Annotated in this window: 15 protein-coding genes; 10 read left to right on the forward strand and 5 right to left on the reverse strand. The window is 48.3% G+C overall.

Going from position 1 to position 19,551, the window contains the following annotated elements:
• Positions 1-234: 234 nt before the first annotated feature.
• Both QUB52_RS21250 and QUB52_RS21255 read right to left on the reverse strand, forming a co-directional pair.
• Positions 235-822 carry an FKBP-type peptidyl-prolyl cis-trans isomerase gene (locus QUB52_RS21250; protein WP_265235355.1) on the reverse strand — a complete coding sequence of 196 codons (588 nt, stop codon included), beginning with the start codon at positions 820-822 and terminating at the stop codon, positions 235-237.
• 281 nt (positions 823-1,103) lie between these two features.
• Positions 1,104-1,430: a phasin family protein gene (locus QUB52_RS21255; RefSeq protein ID WP_265235356.1), complete on the reverse strand. Its 327-nt coding sequence runs from the start codon at positions 1,428-1,430 to the stop codon at positions 1,104-1,106.
• 216 nt (positions 1,431-1,646) lie between these two features.
• On the opposite strand from QUB52_RS21255, the gene QUB52_RS21260 reads away from it, so the two are divergent.
• Entirely contained in the window at positions 1,647-2,003 is a 357-nt protein-coding gene (locus tag QUB52_RS21260; RefSeq protein ID WP_265235381.1) for a zinc ribbon domain-containing protein, read from the forward strand.
• Between the two features lie 175 nt (positions 2,004-2,178).
• Positions 2,179-3,012 carry a Uma2 family endonuclease gene (locus tag QUB52_RS21265; RefSeq protein ID WP_265235357.1) on the forward strand — a complete coding sequence of 278 codons (834 nt, stop codon included), beginning with the start codon at positions 2,179-2,181 and terminating at the stop codon, positions 3,010-3,012.
• Positions 3,013-3,289: 277 nt separating this feature from the next.
• On the opposite strand, the gene QUB52_RS21270 is transcribed toward QUB52_RS21265, so the two are convergent.
• A complete protein-coding gene (locus tag QUB52_RS21270) occupies positions 3,290-3,550 on the reverse strand; it encodes a hypothetical protein (protein WP_332974631.1) in 261 nt (86 codons plus the stop codon).
• A 295-nt stretch (positions 3,551-3,845) separates the two neighbouring features.
• Between QUB52_RS21270 and QUB52_RS21275 the strand changes: the two genes are divergently transcribed.
• The 3 genes from QUB52_RS21275 (at position 3,846) to QUB52_RS21285 (ending at position 6,281) form a co-directional block, all read left to right on the forward strand.
• Positions 3,846-4,811: an N-acetylglucosamine kinase gene (locus QUB52_RS21275; RefSeq protein WP_332974633.1), complete on the forward strand. Its 966-nt coding sequence runs from the start codon at positions 3,846-3,848 to the stop codon at positions 4,809-4,811.
• Positions 4,812-5,119: 308 nt separating this feature from the next.
• Positions 5,120-5,776 carry a hypothetical protein gene (locus QUB52_RS21280; protein WP_332974635.1) on the forward strand — a complete coding sequence of 219 codons (657 nt, stop codon included), beginning with the start codon at positions 5,120-5,122 and terminating at the stop codon, positions 5,774-5,776.
• Positions 5,777-5,867: 91 nt separating this feature from the next.
• Positions 5,868-6,281 (forward strand): MgtC/SapB family protein, encoded by a 414-nt coding sequence (locus QUB52_RS21285; protein WP_332976267.1) that lies wholly within the window; start codon positions 5,868-5,870, stop codon positions 6,279-6,281.
• Positions 6,282-6,566: 285 nt separating this feature from the next.
• Here QUB52_RS21285 and QUB52_RS21290 read toward each other — a convergent pair whose 3' ends face one another.
• Positions 6,567-6,779: a hypothetical protein gene (locus tag QUB52_RS21290; RefSeq protein WP_375339799.1), complete on the reverse strand. Its 213-nt coding sequence runs from the start codon at positions 6,777-6,779 to the stop codon at positions 6,567-6,569.
• Positions 6,780-6,829: 50 nt separating this feature from the next.
• The gene (locus tag QUB52_RS21295; RefSeq protein WP_265235383.1) at positions 6,830-7,060 is read right to left on the reverse strand and encodes a hypothetical protein; all 231 of its coding nucleotides are present in this window, start codon (positions 7,058-7,060) and stop codon (positions 6,830-6,832) included.
• A gap of 347 nt (positions 7,061-7,407) precedes the next feature.
• Here QUB52_RS21295 and QUB52_RS21300 point away from each other — a divergent pair, with 347 nt between their 5' ends.
• From QUB52_RS21300 to QUB52_RS21320, 5 genes are all read left to right on the forward strand, one after another.
• A complete protein-coding gene (locus tag QUB52_RS21300; RefSeq protein WP_265235362.1) occupies positions 7,408-9,156 on the forward strand; it encodes a hypothetical protein in 1,749 nt (582 codons plus the stop codon).
• Positions 9,157-9,827: 671 nt separating this feature from the next.
• Complete coding sequence (locus QUB52_RS21305) at positions 9,828-13,145, forward strand: non-ribosomal peptide synthetase (protein WP_332974637.1); 3,318 nt, start codon at positions 9,828-9,830, stop codon at positions 13,143-13,145.
• Complete coding sequence (locus tag QUB52_RS21310; protein WP_332974638.1) at positions 13,111-13,239, forward strand: hypothetical protein; 129 nt, start codon at positions 13,111-13,113, stop codon at positions 13,237-13,239. The genes QUB52_RS21305 and QUB52_RS21310 overlap by 35 nt, the downstream gene beginning before the upstream one ends.
• Positions 13,240-13,289: 50 nt before the next feature.
• On the forward strand, positions 13,290-18,482 hold the full coding sequence (locus QUB52_RS21315; RefSeq protein ID WP_332976265.1) for an aminotransferase class III-fold pyridoxal phosphate-dependent enzyme: 5,193 nt from the start codon (positions 13,290-13,292) through the stop codon (positions 18,480-18,482).
• A 168-nt stretch (positions 18,483-18,650) separates the two neighbouring features.
• The gene (locus QUB52_RS21320; protein WP_332974642.1) at positions 18,651-19,526 is read left to right on the forward strand and encodes a cupin-like domain-containing protein; all 876 of its coding nucleotides are present in this window, start codon (positions 18,651-18,653) and stop codon (positions 19,524-19,526) included.
• Positions 19,527-19,551: the final 25 nt, after the last annotated feature.

A 19,551-nucleotide genomic window follows, 5' to 3' on the forward strand; every position in this document is an offset into this window, starting at 1 on the left:
GAAGGAAGAAGGAAGAAGGAAGAAGGAAGAAGGAAGAAGGAAGAAGGAAGAAGGAAGAAGGAAGAAGGAAGAAGAAGAAGGAAGAAGGAAGAAGGAACACACAGCAAGCTTTTTCGCAATCCGTATTTTACGTTTAATTAGGTCGATTTACCCAGGACTTATGCAGAAACCCGGTTTCTTAAAAGAAACCGGGTTTTTAAACGAAAAGTTTTACACTTAGTTAGGCTGAGCTACCTAGCCAGCGATTTTCAATAATTCCACATCAAAAATCAGCGTAGCATTAGGAGGAATCACCCCGCCCGCACCGCGAGCACCATAACCGAGTTCAGGGGGAATAATCAACTTGCGGCGTTCTCCAACTTTCATTGTACCGACACCTTCATCCCAGCCCTTAATTACTTGGCCGACACCAATTTTGAACTGAAAAGGAGAATTGCGATCGCGCGAACTATCAAATTTCGTGCCATCCTCCAAAGTGCCAGTGTAGTGCACCACAACCGTCTGACCGGTTTTTGGAGTCGCCCCATCACCCTCTTTCAATTCAACATATTTCAGACCCGAATCTGTGGTGACAGTTTTCTCAGTATTATCAGTCATGTTATTGCCAGCGATAGTAGCTGGTTCCTTTGGTAAATTAGCATCAGCTACTAGCAAGCTATCTTCAGTGAAAGACTTCGCTGAGAGGATCTCAAGCGCAGCATCGGTTACAGGATTATTCAATTCGGAAGCCACTGCTGTGGATACATAACCGCTCATTTGAGCGACTATCAAAAACACAAAGCAAACCACCACTACCCCCAAGCTGACCAGAATTCCTCGCAAAATTAATCCTCCTGATACTTTTAACGGCGATCTCTCAGATATCTAAGACATCTTGTACAACCAGAACTACAAAATTTTATCTGAACTTTTCCGCCAAAAGATGGCGGCTGCCAGTTAATTTTAAAGGCAAAAGAAAGTATGAAGTCAGAATGTTTGTAATTCTACCTTTTGCTTTCTACATAAGTGCCTGATTGAGCCTTCTGCGTTCGGGTGACAATTTTATCACACGATAGTAGCAAGCGTGCGATCGGGCGGAGCGAAGCCATCAAAGAGGATCGCACTCAGCGCCAGTTACGGTTTTCCAAATCCCGCATCTGACGTTCGAGACGATCGAGCCTTCCGCGCAACTCATCCATTTCGGACTGTCGGGGAACGCCCATATCTTGCAGCATATTTCGGAGTTGGCGCTGCAACTGCGTATCCCAATTGCCCTGCTCGGACTTGAGATGTTCAGTCACGTCATCGACAAAGGTTTTGGCTTGTTCGGGATTGATTTTGCCATCTTTGACCCATTGCTCGCTGGCTTCCTGCAATTTCTCCGCCACCAGGGAGGTAGTACCAATGCCCAGCATTACCAGTTGTTTGAGTAAGTTGCTATTGTTATCCATAGATTTTTCCTACTGTTTGCCCCAAAATACCCGATCGGCTCAGGTCGCCTGCGGTCGCTGCGAAACCCTTTGTACAATTTAAGTTACATCAGCGCTGACCTACCTTTCTATTTTGGAGCATCCAGCGGCCTGCTGGCGAGTCTAACTCGCCAATGGGCGTTCGGAAAACCCGCTAAGAAGCCTGCCGACAAAATTACCCAATCACCGTGCTGTCTAATGCCTGAGTGTCCCCGCTGTCACCAACCTGTAGACTCCCGATCGATCGCCTGTGGGCACTGCAAAACCCCTCTCAAAGCTTTCGGTCATCCGGGTATCCCGCTTTATCGATCGGCATCCGCAGAATTTTTGTGCAATACCTGTATTTACCACGAAGACGACACCTGCAACTACCCGCAGCGTCCCCTCGCCAAAGAATGTACGCTTTATCACGACAAAGCCGAGCCACTTGTGCCACAGACTACCAATTACATCAGTGGCGGCCTGCCACAATCAATCAAAAATTGGTGTCAGCGAAATCTCGTTTGGTTGGCTTTATTTGGTTTAATTATTATTAGCATTGCCCTATCCATTTGATATAATTGTACCAAGTCTAGAATAGATACACACAAAATTTAGTAACAGGATTGAAAGCCTGTATTGCTTGTCCCCAAAATAGATTATACCTGCGGATGACAATCTAAAATCGATAGATTGTATCTGCGGTTAACAATCTAAAATCGGAAATCTAAAATCGGAAATCGGAAATCCCATGACTTCTACAATCATCCCAGATTTACAAAAACCTCTTCCCGATCACACCCAATTACCAGAGTCAGACGGAACATTTGTGAAGAACTTTCAAGAACATCCCCAGAGCATAATTCTCACAGATTCGATCGGGCCAATTTTGGAGCAGAGACATCCTGACGGACGATATGCGATCGGTCAAGACTGCGGCATCTACTGGCGAGAAACCGAACCCGCAGAAAAGGGTGCAGAAGCCCCGGACTGGTTCTATGTTCCCGGCGTACCAGCGAAAGTAAACGGTCAAACTCGCCGCTCCTACGTCCTATGGAAAGAGCATTTAGCTCCGTTAATTGCGATCGAATTTGCCTCCGGCAACGGCTCTGAGGAAAGAGACAAAACTCCTTTGTACAATGAAGCTGGAGAAGTACAAAACCCTGGCAAGTTCTGGGTTTATGAGCGCATCATCCACATACTTTTCTACGGCATTTTCGAGATAAAAACTAACAAGTTAGAAGTTTATCACTTGGCAGATGGCTGCTATCAAGAAATAGCTCCCAACGAGCGCGGGCATTATCCGATTGGGCCTTTAGGAGTGGAGTTGGGATTGTGGGAAGGCAGCTATCAGAATCAAACACAAATCTGGTTGCGGTGGTGGGATTTGGATGGTAATTTGCTGCTGATTGGTTCGGAGCGAGCTGAAGTTGAAAAACACCGGGCAGAGCAAGCTGAGACTCAGTTAGAGCAAGTTGAGACTCAGTTAGAGCAAGTTGAGACTCAGTTAGAACAGGAGCGGCTGGAAAAACAGCGATTGCTCGATCGACTCAGAGCAGCAGGAATCGACCCTGACAATGTATAAAAATCGATCTCAATGCTGGGAAATCCGGTTTCTGTAGAAGCAGTGTGCCCTACGCAAACCGGGTTTTTTGATTGAAAAGTGCGATCGTACAAATAGACCTCTTGCAAAAATAGGTAGGAACGGGCAAGATGCCCGTTCCACAGAAAAAAATATTTTTGTGGCACGGGCATCTTGCCCGTGCCAAAATTTGATTAAAAGGACTTTTGCAAGAGATCTAATCAATATCCTGGTAAACAGAGGCGAATCCAGCTAAACTCGCCTCACAGCGGATTAATGCCTATTCGCCCGGAATATCAATAACTTTTCGCTTCCGGCGGACGATCAGAACGCTCACCACCTCACCAGACTTTGCTCCTCGCTGCAAGCGACTCCAATCACCGGCTTTAGCAAATCCCAATTGGTGCAAGGTACTGATAGTTTGCAAAACTCCATCGCGGGAACCTGTCACCGCTACCCGCAATATCTCTTGTTCTGCCACTGCTGAGCCGTCATTCGGACGATCGGAGTCGTCAGAATTAGGTAAAAACTCTTGTGCCATGATATTTTCTCTTTGTTTTTGGGCTAGAAAAACCCAAAAACCCAGCCGCCCCGCACATCAACACCGAGCAGGGCGGCTACAGAGAATGCTAAAATTCTCGATTAGCCTCCAGACTGCGTTATCAGTTTGGCGGTTAGCTGTCCATTGCTGCTGGTAACAGCTTTGGGCAGTGCAACTAGATTTTCGGGCCGCCGGGTGCTTCCTTTAAGCAAAGCAACCCATACCACAGAGCATATCCACATTGTGTCGCAGCCGTCAAGATGTTACTTAAAAAGATAAATTAAACTTTTTTTAAATGAATTACGTATTTGGCATCGACGGCGGCGGGACTAAAACTATCTGCATCTTAATGGACGAAAATAGCGTTGTTTTGGGACGTGGCGAAGCAGGGCCGTCAAATTATCAAACGCTGGGAATTGAGAAAGCCAAAGAATCAATTCAATTGGCGATCGAACGAGCAGTTATATCTGCTAAAATAGAGCCAAATGTCAATCTCAACATAGAAGCAATTTGTCTGGGACTAGCAGGCGTGGCGCGTCCCAAAGATCTTGAAATAGTGCAGTTGATAGTGCAGAATTTGCAGTTGACGAATACTTTGCCAATAACCCGATCGCTCTTACCGAGAAATATCGTAATTTGCAGCGATTGCGCGATCGCACTTGTTGGCGGCACAGGCCATTCAGTAGGTATCGCGGTTATTGCTGGAACTGGTTCGATTATTTTCGGGCAGAACCGTCAAGGCAAAACTAAACGAGTCGGCGGTTGGGGATATATTTTAGGCGATGAAGGTAGCGGATATGACATCGCCGTTGGTGGTTTGCAAGCTGCTTTGAAGTTCTACGATGGACGCGGAGAGTTTACCGCGCTGGCGGAAAAATTTCAAACGCATTTAGGCTTAAATCACCTAGAAGAATTGGTAGATGTCGTTTACAGGCGCGGTTGGGGAGTGAAAGAGATTGCAGCTTTAGCGCCGATTGTCGATCGAGCCGCAGCATTGGGCGATCGTGTCGCTGACGGCATTATTGAGCGTGCTGTGGCAGAATTGACATTTTCCACAAAAACAGCCATTTCAGCGCTATTTAGACCAACAGAAGAATTTGAAATTGTTATGATCGGAGGTGTGTGGGGTGGCGAGGCTAATTTTCGGGGTAGGTTTGAAAGTGCCATAAGTGCGATCGCCCCGAATGCTAAGGTAATTTTGCCCCGATCCGAACCAGCTTTCGGTGCTGGATTGTTAGCCTTAAACGCTCTCAAAAATTAAGAAGACCGGGCGGTTTCAACCGTACGTCCCATCTTATCTTGAGTCCGCGGAGGCGGACATTGTTTGTGTAGACGCGGTTTCAACCACCGTCTTGATTGTTTATCTACCTTATCTTCCCGATCGCCCCAATCCGGTCGATTTTCGAGATTTTGCCAAAATTTAAAATTCTTGATTATCTACCTTATCTTCCCAACTTGCAGAATTCCCACCTGCCATCATTAAAACATCACATGAATCCGAAACCACAAACAGATTTAGCAGTAGTACATTCCTAAGTAAAACAAAACCAAAGCAAGGAGACAAATTATATGATTACTTCTCAAACATGGCGTTCAGCAACAGCAGCAATCCTCGCAGCGGGCATTACAGTTGCAACCAGCGCGCCGCTGGTGGTAGCTACTCCGGCCGAAGCTCAACAACGAATTTCACAATTTGATAGCATCCGAATTCCATCGGGTACTGTAATTCAAGTGAGCTACGAAAAAAACAAAATTGTTGTCACCCCCGATGAAACTTCACCTTTAACATTAACAGTAGCGCGAGATATCCGCACAGATCAAGGAAGAGTATTAATCCCCGCGGGTAGCCAGATTGTCGGGGAATTGCGACCTGTTAGAAGGGGCAATCAAAGGGGTACTCAATTTGTTGCCAGCGAGTTAATTGTCAGCCGCCGCCAACGCTATCGGATTGATGGCTATTCGGGAATTATTACCAGAACCGAAAGAGTTCAAAAAGGTGCTGGAACAGGTTCAGTCGCGCAAGGTGCAGCATTGGGCGCGGCAGCAGCAGCAGCGCTAGCAGGCATTACCGGCGACAAAGCAATCGCCACTGAAGAAGTATTGGGCGGCGCTGGAATCGGCGCATTAGCCGGAGTATTGTTGGGGCGGCGCAGCGTTGACGTGATCGTGATTCGCCCGGAACAAGATTTGGCAGTGAGATTGCGATCGGACATCGTGCTGCGGTAATATTGGAATCTTCCGATTAATTATTTGCAGTAAAACATTGTCGATCGCTAACTTGTGGTCTCCCGATAATTGGCTAGGCATACTATTAAGGTTGTGTCTGGCCATGTTTGTTGGCGGAATGATTGGATGGGAGCGCCAACTCAGACACAAACCAGCGGGTTTGAGAACTCATATGCTCGTAAGTATGGGCTCGGCACTGTTTGTTTTAATACCGTTGGCAATAGGTAAAAATGAAAACGAACGAGATGCTATAGAGCGCGTAATTCAAGGCATTGCTGCCGGAGTTGGATTTTTGGGAGGTGGAGAAATCCTGCGGGAATGTCAGCAGGAAGTAGGCAAACCAGAAGTTCACGGGCTTACCTCTGCCGCCGCTATTTGGGTATCAGCAGCCTTAGGAACGGCGGCAGGATGCGGGTTGTGGCAACTTTCATTAATTGGCGCTTTCATGTCGCTGTTTGTTTTGAGAGTAATTAAAGAGTTGGAGCGTCGGAGTCGTCGGAAATAGTTTCAGTTAAAATCGCGTGGCAATCGGACTCTTTGGCAGCAGTTGAAACTGACAGATATAGCCTTTCTCAGAAAGATCAGGTACGCGAACGGCATAGGGCATAGGGCATAGGGCATAGGGCATAGGGCATAGGGCATAGGGCATAGGGCATAGGGCATAAGGCATAGAGCATACCTCACCACGCTTGAGAACCGCTATAAGAATTAGCAGAAACCTAATTTATAATATTATTTGGTTTTTGGGCAGAATCAATGTCTATCCAGCCCAAAAACTGAATAAACAGGATTAGTTTTTATCATAAATGTTGGACAATTTTATCGATTCCAAAGACTCTTGCCGCACGCGACCCGCCATCGCAGCTAGCTGCAAACTCATAAAAGCATTCAAATCTTCCAAATCACATTTGGCTGAGGAAAAACTCTGCTGCATTTCATTTTCTGCTTCCAAACTCAGATATCCAGCGGCAATAGCTTGTTGTACAACTTCACGAATCAGCATGATCAAAATGTTCCTTACTAAAATTCCAGGTGTCAAAAGCTAAATAATTACTAACAGGAAGTTTCCGAGGCTGTCTCGCCAAACATTTCAAATTGTTTGAGCTCGCGAGACTCTTGTTTTACCAAGCCCGACATGGCTGCTAGTTGCAAATTCATAAAAGCATTTAAGTCTTCCAAGTCATACTTGGTGGTAGTTAACATCCGCCGCAGTTGATTTTCGGCTTCAAGAGTTAAATAACCTAGGCTCAGAGCTTGTTGAGCGAGATCGCGAATCAGTACCATAACACTTCCCAGTTTTATTTGTTGAATAGCCTCAGTATCAACGGTTTTCACTGACTCCGCAGTGACGGCTATTGCTCAATTTGTGTGACATTTTTAATGGCCGGCCGTGACAGCCGGACTCCCAAACTGTGACTAAGTGTTTGTACGGGTGTGACGGAGATCACGCGGGGGAGTGGAAGAGGGGGAAATGGGGAGTGGAAGAGGGGGAAATGGGGAGTGCGGGAGATGGAAAAATATTCCCTCTTCCGTCTTCCCTCTTCCTTCTTCCTTCTTCCTTCAGAAGCCTTCTACCTTCAGAAGACGCTCACCGTCTATAATCATCAAGTTAAATATTTACGGCAAGACCTATGGAAGCAGCACATAAAGATTTGTTACAACAAATAGCCAGATTATCGGAAACTTATGGTAATTTAGCCGATCGACTATCCCAAGCAGCCAAACAACTGCAAGACTCCGGCCTTCCTCTCTCCGACAGCTTACTGCAAGAAGTCGCCACCTACAGCCGAAACTTTGCAGAAGTCCAAAAACAAGCTCTCCAACTCAATAAATCTGCCCTCACCCCAGGGGAAATTACTTCCCTCAAAGACATTCAAAACTTAGTCGAGAGTGCCGCAGCTTCCGTAGGTAAAGCAGAAATTCGCGACGCGGCTTTGAAAGTGCTCGATCGAGTATTGGCGATCGCCCACCGTGAACAAAACGACTTCGCGCCCTTACAATCAGTTCATGGCAAAGCCCGCGAACTGCACCGCGCCATCTCGGAATCAGCCCCAACTCAACTGCATTCCGACGCAGAATCCTTAATCAGCGGCAAACACCCAGTTGCAGCAGTGCTCGCACTGGTGGAACAGCAAGACAAACTAGATGATGAACAATGGGTTATCCTCGAAGAAACAGTCAGCGCCGCTTTTGGCAAACAAATAGCCGTCGCCATTTCCAGAGGCAAATTAACCATTACTGAGATGGTAAAAGCAGCACCGGCTAAAGTCGAACCCGCATTTAAAACAGCGCCCGAACCCAAAATCAGCGCCGAACCCTTGCCTGAAGTGATTATCATCCCGTCGGGAAATGTCGCGCCGAAACAAGTTACAGTTGCACCACAAATCCAAATTTTGGAATCCCCCGCCGCGACGGCCCCCATGCACGAGGTGATTATTGTTCCTAGCGTGGAAGTACCTAAATCCCTGCAAACAACCGGCTCCGGCAACATTGTCTTTGGGGCACCTCGCGACATTCAACAAGCGCCTGTAGAGGGCGGTTTGGGATTGAAAGTGTTGGCGCATATTCAAGGAATTGGCGATCGAACTTTCGGTGCTCAAGAATACGCCGGCACTAAAGCTCAAGGGCGGCGCGTCGAAGGATTTCTGATTAATATCGAGCCACCAATTGCCGGCTTAACAGTCGAGTACATGGCTCACGTCGAAGGTGTTGGCGATACTCCTTGGATTAGCGAAGGGGAATTAGCGGGTTTTCGGGGTCAAGCGAAACGAATTGAAGGATTTGCCGTGCGGTTGAGCGGGCCGCAAGCTGATAAGTATGACGTATTTTATAGCGCTCACATTCAGAATATCGGCGACACCGATGTGTCCTCCAACGGCGATTATTGCGGCACTCGCGGCAAAGGTTTGAGAATTGAGGGCATCAAAGTTTGGATCGCGCCGTCTGCGAGTTCTCAAGTTGCGGCGCCTGTGGGTTTAAAAGTGTTGGCGCATATTCAAGGAATTGGCGATCGCACTTTTAGCGATAAAGAATACGCCGGTACAAAAGCTCAAGGCCGCCGCGTCGAAGGATTTCAAATTAAAATAGATCCTCCGACTGCCGGTTTAAATTTGCAGTACATGGCTCACGTTGAAGGAGTTGGCGATACTCCTTGGATCTCGGAAGGGGATATCGCCGGTTTCCGGGGTAAAGCTAAGCGAATTGAAGGATTTGCTGCGCGGCTGACTGGCCCACAAGCTGATAAGTACGATGTATCTTACACCGCTCATATTCAAAATGTGGGCGATACTCCTGTTACTTCTAACGGTCAATATTGCGGCACTCGCGGCAAAGGTTTGAGGGTTGAAGGGATGACGGTTTGGGTTGAGCCGAAAGCGTAAAAACTTAGGTTTATTGTTATCCAAGAAATTTGAGAAGCCAGGTTTATTCCTGAATTTTTGGTACTAACCGAACTTTGTCGCAGAAACCCGGTTTTTTGCCACCCAACGACTCTGAGAAACCGGGTTTCTTCCTATATTGTTGGTACTCCACCGAATTTGTTGGAGAAACCCGGTTTCTGGGCACCCACGACTCTGAGAAACCGGGTTTCTTCCTATATTGTTGTTACTCCACCAAATTTGTCGTAGAAACCCGGTTTCTGGGCACCCAACGAATTTCAGAAGCCTGGTTTAGCAGGCAGTTAATAACGTCGCAAAATTTACCCTCGGCTGCGGAAAACACCGACATCGAATCGATCGACAATAAATCGCAAATAATAGGACTCGACTTGTGAAATCGATATTTTTACTGTGGCTGCATCCTATGTAATTATACGGTTGCGAAACGGTAGACGCTAGGCATAGAATGTATTTGTAGGCTGAATATGTGTGAGTTGACAGGAGGGTAAAATTTGAGTTAGCCTCGGTTGGTAGAATAAAAATTTATTTACAGTAAAAAACACAACATTCAGATGCTGGCGATCGCGCTTTTGCCTGAATGGTTAATTAAAAGAAGTCTTAAAAATTCCGTTACACTTGTTCCTAAGTTTTTAGTTCAATACTCGCAGGTAAGTATGTCTTTGCCAGCAGCCGACCGTCCCCAATCTGTAGCAACTGATAGCGAATGTTCCTATCAACTTTCACCGATCCAGCAGGGGATGTTGTTCGAGGGCCTTTCGGGCCAACAGTCAGGGGTAGATATCGAACAGGTACTGTGCACCCTGGGCGAAGAATTGAATGTTTCAGTTTTTGTGCAAGCTTGGCGCCAAAGTGTCGATCGATATCCAGTTTTGAGAACGAGTTTTAGTTGGTTGGATCGAGAGGTGCCGGTGCAAACTGTACACCAACAAGTCGAAGTGCCAATTGTTGAGGAAGACTGGCGCAGTTTATCGGAGGGCGATCGCGCCCGCCAACTCGCAACCTTTTTGCAAGCCGATCGCCTGCAAGGATTTGACCTAACTCAACCGCCGCTGATGCGTTTGGCTTTGTTCCGAGTTGCGGAAACCAAATACAAACTCATCTGGACTTATCACCATATTTTGCTTGACAGTACCTCGGCAATAACTGTTTTGCAAGCAGTTTTTACCTTGTACGAAGCCCTGACTGGCGATCGGCAATTAGAATTAACAGCGCCAAATGGCGATCGAGCTCGCAGCGATCGGATGCAGCCAGATATCTCGAAAACAGAAGAATTTTGGAGGCAATACTTAAGCGGTTTTTGCGATCGTACCCCTTTGGTTGGCGGTGTTTCCCCGGTAGGGAAGATAGCAAACCCGCAAGAAAATTTACCCTCACCAGAAATCAGGCTTTCTAGCAGTGTTACCGCAGCTTTAAACTCTCTAATTCAAAAACAACAATTAACCCTGAATACCCTGCTGCAAGGAGTCTGGGCTTTACTCTTGAGCCGCTGTTCCGGTTCGGAAGATGTAGTATTTGGATCTATTTGCAACAGTCGATCGCCAAATATAGAAAAAATAGAACCAGCAGTAGGGTTGTTCATCAATACTTTGCCACTGAGAGTAATTGTCACGCCAGAAATGCCAGCGATCGATTGGCTGAAACAACTGCAAAATCAATGGAATGCGCTGCAAGAATACAGTAACGTACCGCTGGCAAAAACTCAAGAATGGAGCGAAATCTCCCGCAGCAGCGCTTTATTTGAAAGCTTGCTAGTAGTTGAAAAATACCAATTCAATTCTGCCTTCCAATCTCTAGGCGGTAACTGGAAAAATCGCGAATTTCAGGTTTTTGAACAGACGAGTTTTCCCCTAACAGTTTATGGATACGGGGGAGACGAATTGCTGCTGAAAATTGCGGGCGATCGCCAGCGGTTCGATGATAACGCCCTTAGCCGAATGTTGGGACACCTGCAAACTTTGCTCGAAAGTATCGCCGCGAATCCCCAGCAGAAAATCAGCAAATTGTCAATGCTGACAGCAGCCGAAATTGCTCAATTGCAGGCCTGGAATCAAACTGAGGCAAATTATCCCGACGACAAATGCGTTCACCAATTATTTGAAGCGCAAGTCGATCGATCGCCCGATGCCATTGCCGCCGTTTTTCCCCACAATTCCCAACAGCAGCTTACCTATCGCGAACTCAATTCGCGATCGAATCAACTAGCCCATTACTTGCAGGAATTAGGAGTCGGGCCCGATGTTTTAGTCGCGATTTGCATGGAACGTTCCTTAGAAATTGCGATCGCCGTTTTAGGCATTCTCAAAACAGGCGCAGCTTACGTGCCGATCGATCCAGCTTATCCCAAAGAAAGGCTGACTTTCATGTTAGCCGACACCAAAACTCCCGTTATACTCACACAATCTCACTTAGTTTCTGGCTTGCCAGAACATCAAGCCCGCACCGTTTGTTTGGACGCAAACTGGCAAGAAATCGCCAATTATAGCACCGAAAACCCCGCCAGCACCGTATCTCCCGACAACTTAACCTATACAATATATACATCCGGTTCCACAGGCAAACCCAAAGGAGTTCTCCTCCCGCACCGCGCCCTAGTCAACCTAATTGCGTGGCAACTGCAAAACTCCACCTTGGAAGACGCAGCCAAAACCCTGCAATTTGCTTCCCTCAGCTTCGATGTCTCATTTCAAGAAATGTTTTGTACTTGGTGTGCGGGCGGCACCCTCGTTTTCATCACCGAAGAAATGCGGCGAGATCCACGGAGTTTGTTGCAGCTAATCGACACAGAAAAGATTCAAAGACTATTTCTCCCTTTCATCGCCTTGCAACACTTAGCCGAAGCCGCCGATAGCTATCAGCTAGTACCAAAATCGCTGCGCGAAGTAGTCACCGCCGGCGAACAGTTGCAAGTCAACCGTTACATAGTCAGTTTCTTTCAGCAGCTAGAAAATTGCACCCTGCACAATCAATACGGCCCCTCGGAGAGCCACGTTGTCACAGCTTATACCCTCAGCGGCCCGCCGGAAAATTGGCCCGCACTGCCTCCGATCGGCCGCCCTGTTGCCAATACGGAAATATATTTGTTACACATGAATGGTGAGCCTGTACCTTTAGGAGTAGCGGGTGAACTGTACATCGGGGGGATCTGTTTAGCACGCGGCTACCTCAACCGCCCGGACTTGACTGCTGAAAAATTTATTCCTAATCCTTTTAAATACAATGAAGTAAGCGCGATCGAGGATGAAGAAGATCGCCTTTACAAAACAGGAGATTTAGCTCGCTACCTGCCCGACGGTAACATCGAGTACATCGGGCGGATTGACGGCCAAGTCAAAATTCGCGGCTTCCGCATAGAGTTGGGAGAAATTGAAACCGCACTAGCAAAACATCGGGCCGTCAAACAAGCTGTAGTGCTAGCGCGGGAAGACACACCGGGGGACAAACGATTGGTGGCTTATTTAGCAGTCAATTCAGAAGAGCAACTGGCAATTGCCGACCTCCGCGCCTACTTGCAAGGGCAACTCCCCGATTACATGGTGCCTGCGATTTTTATGACTGTGGAGGCGATGCCGAAGACTCCCAGCGGCAAAATTGACCGCCGCGCCTTACCAGCACCTGACTCGCAGCGACAAGAACTGTCGCAGGGTTACGCGGCACCGCAGAGCGAGTTGGAGAAAGTGCTAGCGGGCATTTGGTCTAAGTTGCTGAAGTTCGATCGCGTGGGGATTCATGACAATTTCTTCGAGATTGGAGGCAATTCTCTGATGACTCTGCAAATTGCCCTCCAAGTACGGGCTCTACTACAAAAAGACTTGCCAGTTGTGAAATTGTTCCAGCATCCGACGATCGCCCAATTGGCCAATTATTTAAACCAAGGAGAAAGTACGAAGCAGTCTAGTAACAAATTTCAAGATAGGGCCGATCGACAAAAAGCTGCTTTTGGTCGCTCGAAGCAATCTACTAAAAGAGGCTAAATCGAAGGAAGAAGGAATAAGGAAGAAGGAAGAAGGAAGAAGGAAGAAGGAGGAAGAAGGAGGAAGAAGGAAAATTTATACAGTAAGTTGTTGATTTATTTTTGTTTGACGTTCGATTAAATTGATTTTACTTAACTTAAATTTATGAATGATTCAATCGATTCCGAAGAAAATCAAGAACTTGACGGCATTGCCATTATCGGCATGGCCGGCCGCTTTCCCGGTGCTGCAAGTGTCACTCAACTGTGGCAGAATTTGTGCGGGGGAGTCGAGTCTACAACGTTTTTCAGCGATGCGGAACTAGACCCCAGTGTTGATCCGGCCATCCAACAAGCTCCAAATTACGTCAAAGCTAGAGGAATTATTGACGGTGCCGATCGCTTTGATGCAGCATTTTTCGGTGTCAGTCCCCGCGAAGCCGAAATTACCGACCCGCAGCAGCGGATTTTTTTAGAAATAGCTTGGGCCGCCCTCGAAAATGCAGGCTGCGATCCGAATACTTTTAACGGTTCGATCGGAGTTTATGCCGGTACGGGCAACAATACTTATTTTCCCAACAACATCGCCGGGCGATCGGACATAATTTCCCGCGCCGGCGAGTTTCAGGTGATGGTAGGGAACGAAAAAGACTACATCGCTACCCGCACTTCTTACAAACTGAATCTCAAGGGGCCGAGCGTCAGCGTTCATACCGCTTGCTCTACATCATTAGTTGCAATTTGTCAAGCTTTTTATGCTTTGATGAGCTATCAATGCGATTTAGCTCTCGCCGGCGGGATTTCGATTACAGCTCCCCAAAATAGCGGTTATTTGTATCAAGAAGGGGGGATGTTTTCCAGTGACGGACACTGCAAACCTTTCGACGCCAAGGCTGAAGGAACCGTGTTCGGCAACGCTGCTGGGGCTGTGGTACTCAAGCGTTTGGAAGAGGCGATCGCCGACAGAGATACAATTTATGCGGTAATTCGCGGTGTCGGTTTGAATAACGACGGGGCGGCAAAAGTCAGTTTTGCAGCGCCCAGCGTGGATGGACAAGCAGAGGCGATCGCGATGGCGCAGGCGATGGCTGGCGTAGATCCAGAAACGATATCCTACGTTGAAACCCACGGCACGGCAACACCCCTGGGCGATCCGATCGAAATTGCAGCCTTGACACAAGCCTTTGCTCTCAAAACCACAGCTAAACAATTTTGCGCGATCGGCTCCATCAAAAGCAACTTCGGACACACGATCGCCGCCGCCGGAGTCACGGGGCTGATTAAAACAGCTTTAGCCCTCAAACACCAACAAATACCCGCCACTCTCCACTACGAAACACCGAATCCGGCGATCGACTTTGCCAACAGCCCCTTCTACGTCAACGCCGAACTTGCGGAATGGAAAGCCGGGAAAACGCCCAGAAGAGCCGGAGTAAGTTCCTTTGGAGTCGGCGGTACCAACGCTCACGTTGTGCTCGAAGAAGCGCCGGCACTCACACCGTCAAGCCCTTCTCGCCCCAGACAGTTGCTGCTGCTATCGGCAAAAACAGCATCTGCTTTGGACGCGGCTACCGCCAACTTGCGATCGCACTTCGCCGAAAATCCAGAAATCGATATCGCCGATGCTGCTTACACCTTGCAAACCGGGCGGCAAGCCTTTAATTACCGCCGCTTCGCCGTTTGCAGCGATCGCTCCGATGCTGTGCAGTTACTCGAATCGCTGCCACCGCTACGCACTGCCACCCGCTGCACCGAATCTAGAAATCCGGCGGTAATCTTCATGTTTCCGGGACAAGGGGCGCAATACGTCAATATGGGCTTGAATTTGTACGAATCTGAGCCTTTATTCCGCGAAACAGTCGATCGCTGCGCCGAAATTTTGCAGCCGCATCTAGGCCTAGATTTGCGCCAAGTGCTATATCCCGGTAGCGATGAAACCGCAGCCGCCGAATCTCTCCGCCAAACCTTTTTGACTCAGCCTGCAATATTTACCGTAGAGTACGCGCTGGCTCAACTGTGGCAGAGTTGGGGCGTAACTCCCCAAGGTGCGATCGGGCACAGCATCGGCGAATTTGTCGCGGCAACTATCGCCGGCGTGTTTTCCCTGGAAGATGCGCTGATGCTGGTGGCTGCTAGAGGGCGCTTGATGCAAGATTTACCGGGGGGCTCAATGCTGTCTGTACGGTTGCCGGCGGCGCAAGTCGAAGGGCGCTTGAGTGGGGATTTGGCTGTGGCGGCGGTGAATGCGCCGGAACTTGTGACAATTTCTGGGCCGACAGATGCGATCGCACTTTTTGAACAGCAATTAACCAGCGAAAAGATTGTCTGCAAACACTTGCACACTTCCCACGCTTTCCATTCGCCGATGGTAGATTCGATCGTCGAACCTTTCGCTGAATATGTCAAAAAAGTGCAATTGTCAGCGCCAACTATCCCCTTTGTTTCGACTGTAACTGCTAGTTGGATCACCGCAGAACAAGCAACAGATCCGATGTATTGGGCGCGGCATTTGCGGGCGACAGTGCGTTTTGCTGACGGTATCAAAGAACTTTGGCAAGATCCGAATCGCGTGCTTTTGGAAGTCGGGCCGAGAACAACGGCTGCTACTTTGGCTCGCAAACAATCCAAAGATTTGAAACAGCAAGTTGCTATTTCTTCTCTAACCGATAATCCAGATAACAACGCTGAATGGACTGCTTTGTTGAGTGCCGCCGGACAGCTTTGGCTATGTGGAGTGTCCATCGACTGGCAGAGTTTTTATCAGGAGGAAACGCGCGATCGCATCCCCTTACCAACTTATCCTTTTGAAAGCAAACGCTTCTGGATAGAACCCATGCGGAGAGAGGGGGAGAGTGGGAGAGGGGGAGACGGGGAGATGGGGAGACGGGGAGATGGGGAGACGGGGAGATGGGGAGACGGGGAGATGGGGAGACGGGGAGACGGGGAGAGGGGGAGACGGGGAGACGGGGAGAATTCCCAACGCCCAATCCCCAATGCCCAATCCCCAATGCCCGATGCCCAATCCCCAATGCCCAATGCCCAATCTCCAATTCCCGATTCTCAACTGTCAACTGTCAACTGTCAACTGTCAACTATCAACTCATTACCAATGTCAAATTTACAAGTCGCAACCCAACAACCAGCTCGCAAGGAAAGACTCATTCCCCAAATCAAAAATATCTTAGAAGAAACTTCGGGCGAGGATTTGTCTAGCATTGACGAGGATTTAACTTTTCTAGAAATGGGTTTAGATTCTCTATCTTTGACTCAAGTAGCGCTGAACCTGCAAAAAGAATTTAAGGTTAAAATTACCTTCCGCCAGCTACTAGAAACTTTCCCCAGTCTCGAAACTTTATCTGAATTTATCGACGGCTCTTTGCCGCCGGAAGTTTTGCCCGCAGCAATTCCCGCAGCAATTCCCGCAGCAATTCCCGCAGCAATTCCCGCACCAATTGTCGCACCAATTGTCGCACCAATCGCAGCCAGCGCCCCGGTAAATCTGCCAGCCCCGCAACCTCAAATCTTGCAACCCGTACCATCTAGCAACCTCGAATACTTGATCGGCCAGCAGTTGCAGATTATGTCGCGACACCTAGAATTGTTAGGTGGCGGTGTTCCCGCACAGCCGGCACCGACAGCCCCAACTCAAATGGTGCAGCCCCCCGCACCGGTGCAACATATCCCGCAATCGAGCAATAACGGCAGCACGATCGCCCCAACCGCCCAACCTGCACCATCCGCCGAACCCACCGCCGAGCCCAAAAAAGTATTCGGCGCAGCCGCCCGCATCGACACATCCGATCGCGGTGGCTTAACTCCATCGCAAACAGCATATTTAGAAATATTTGTCAAGCGGTATACGGCGCGAACCCAAAAATCGAAACAGTACACTCAGACTCACCGCCACCACCTCGCAGATCCGCGCGTAGTTTCCGGCTTTAACCGGACGATGAAAGAGTTGGTTTATCCGATCGTGGTGGGGCGATCGTCCGGTTCCAAACTTTGGGATGAAGATGGTAACGAGTATGTCGATTTAACCAACGGTTTCGGGTCGAACTTTTTCGGATATTCGCCTTCATTTATTACAGAAGCGATCGCCGCCCAAATGCAGCGCGGGTATGAAATCGGGCCGCAAACACCGCTAGCAGGGGAAGTCGCCGAACTCGTGTGCGAAATGACCAAGCACGATCGCGTCGCCTTCTGCAATACCGGTTCTGAGGCAGTTCTGGGTGCAATGCGACTCGCCCGCACCGTCACCGGCAACAGTACGATCGTCACCTTTACCGGAGACTATCACGGAATTTTCGACGAAGTAATCGTGCGGGGGACTAAGAAATTGCGATCGCTCCCAGGAGCACCGGGAATTCCCCAATCGGCAGTTGACAATACCCTGATCCTGGACTATGGCGAACCCGAATCCCTGGAAATCCTCAAAGCGCGGGCGGGCGATTTTGCAGCCATCATGGTAGAACCGGTACAAAGCCGCCGCCCCGACTGGCAACCGCGAGAATTCCTCCACGAAGTGCGCCGGATTTGCGATCGAGCCGGTTGCGCCTTCATCATGGACGAAGTGATTACCGGATTCAGAGTAGCACCGGGCGGCGCTCAAGAATATTTCGGCGTACAAGCCGATATCGGTACCTATGGCAAAGTTGTCGGCGGCGGAATGTCGATCGGGGTAATTGCGGGCAAGTCTGCCTGGATGGACGCTTTTGACGGCGGATTTTGGCAATTCGGAGATGACTCGTTCCCCGAAGTTGGCGTTACCTATTTTGCAGGAACTTTTGTCCGCCATCCGCTGACTTTAGCAGCCGCCAAAGCATCCCTCGAATATTTGAAACGGGGCGGGCCTTCATTGCAGCGCGATCTCAATGCCAAAACTGACCAATTAGTTGCAGAATTGAGCGCCATGTTCGATCGCGAGCAAACACCTTTCACGGTTAAAAACTTTGGTTCCCTGTTCAAAATCTCCTACCCGCAAGATTTTTCTCATGGAGAATTGCTCTTCTACTCGCTGCGGGAAAAAGGCATTCACATTTGGGATCACCGCCCGTGTTTCCTGACGCTAGCCCATTCCGACGCAGATATTGCTTTTATCAAGGAAGCATTTAAAAACAGTATTGCCGAATTGCAGTCAGCCGGATTTTTAGCCGGTGGATCTGAGGAAGCTGTGAGGGCGATCGAATTCCACAATCACAGTAATATTAATGGAGGAAAGTCCTCAACTGCTTTCGCCCAAAATGCTCCCGTACCCGGTGCAAAATTAGGGCGAGATCCTAACGGTAATCCCGCTTGGTACGTAGCCGATCCAGAGCGCCCAGGCAAACATTTACAAGTAGGAGATAATTTATCCAATTGATTGTTAAAGTTGGCAATTAAATCCGGCAGGGGCGGGTTCACCAACAATAATTGCCTGAAATCGATCGTCTAAAAAACCCGCCCCCACCAAACGATAAATCTCAATCTACCTGTAAATAATTTTCACATCGGCAATGAATTTCAACTAAACAACACAGGAAAAACCCAAATGCTCCAAACAGCAAAAACTCTTCAAATAGACCGCCGCACAGGCCTGACTCACCAGGAATTTGTCAGCGAGTACCGCAATCCCGGCAAACCAGTTATTTTCACCGATTTATCAAAAAATTGGCCCGCAGCAGCGAAATTTACCCCAGAGTATTTTGAAGACAATTTTGGCGATCGCGAAATAGAAATAGGTGGCAAGATTTACACCCTCACAAAATTGTTCGACTTGCTGAAAAATTCCACCAAAGAAAATCCGGCTCCCTATCCTTTTAAACTCAATGTCCGCAAAGATTTTGCCGATTTAGAGCCTGATGTCTCTCCCCGACCGAGCATTGCCAAACCCGATCGCACCCACAGCAGCTTAATCCCGAAAATGCTGCTCGATAATTTGTACGACTTAGAAATATTCTTTGGCGGCCCAGGGGGAGAATTTCCTTATTTGCATTACGATTTTCTGGGGCTTTACGCATATATCAATCAAATTTACGGGGAAAAAGAATTTACAATTTTTTCGCCGGATCAGCAAAAGTATCTTTACCCAAAACCAGATGCTCCTTGGCTGTCTGAGATTGAAAACCATCACAATCCAGACTTAAAAAAATATCCGCTTTTTGCTGAAGCTACGCCCACAAAAATTATTATCTCTGCGGGTGAAACGCTGTTTATCCCCTGTGGGTGGTATCACACTGCAAGGTCGCTGACTTTAACAATTTCCGTAGCATTTGACCAGCTTTGCGAATCAAATTGGGAATTTTTCACGAACGAATGCTGCATTCCTAGAGGCAAAAATTCCCTCAAAGCCAAGATGATTAAAGCCTATCTAAAAAGTGCAGATGCCGTGCTTAGTGCTCGCGAAAAATTGATGGGGACAGATTAATAAATTAGATTGTAGCTTGCTTCTG

It is taken from the genome of Microcoleus sp. A6-C6 (genome assembly GCF_036705955.1).
Lineage (GTDB): Bacteria > Cyanobacteriota > Cyanobacteriia > Cyanobacteriales > Microcoleaceae > Microcoleus.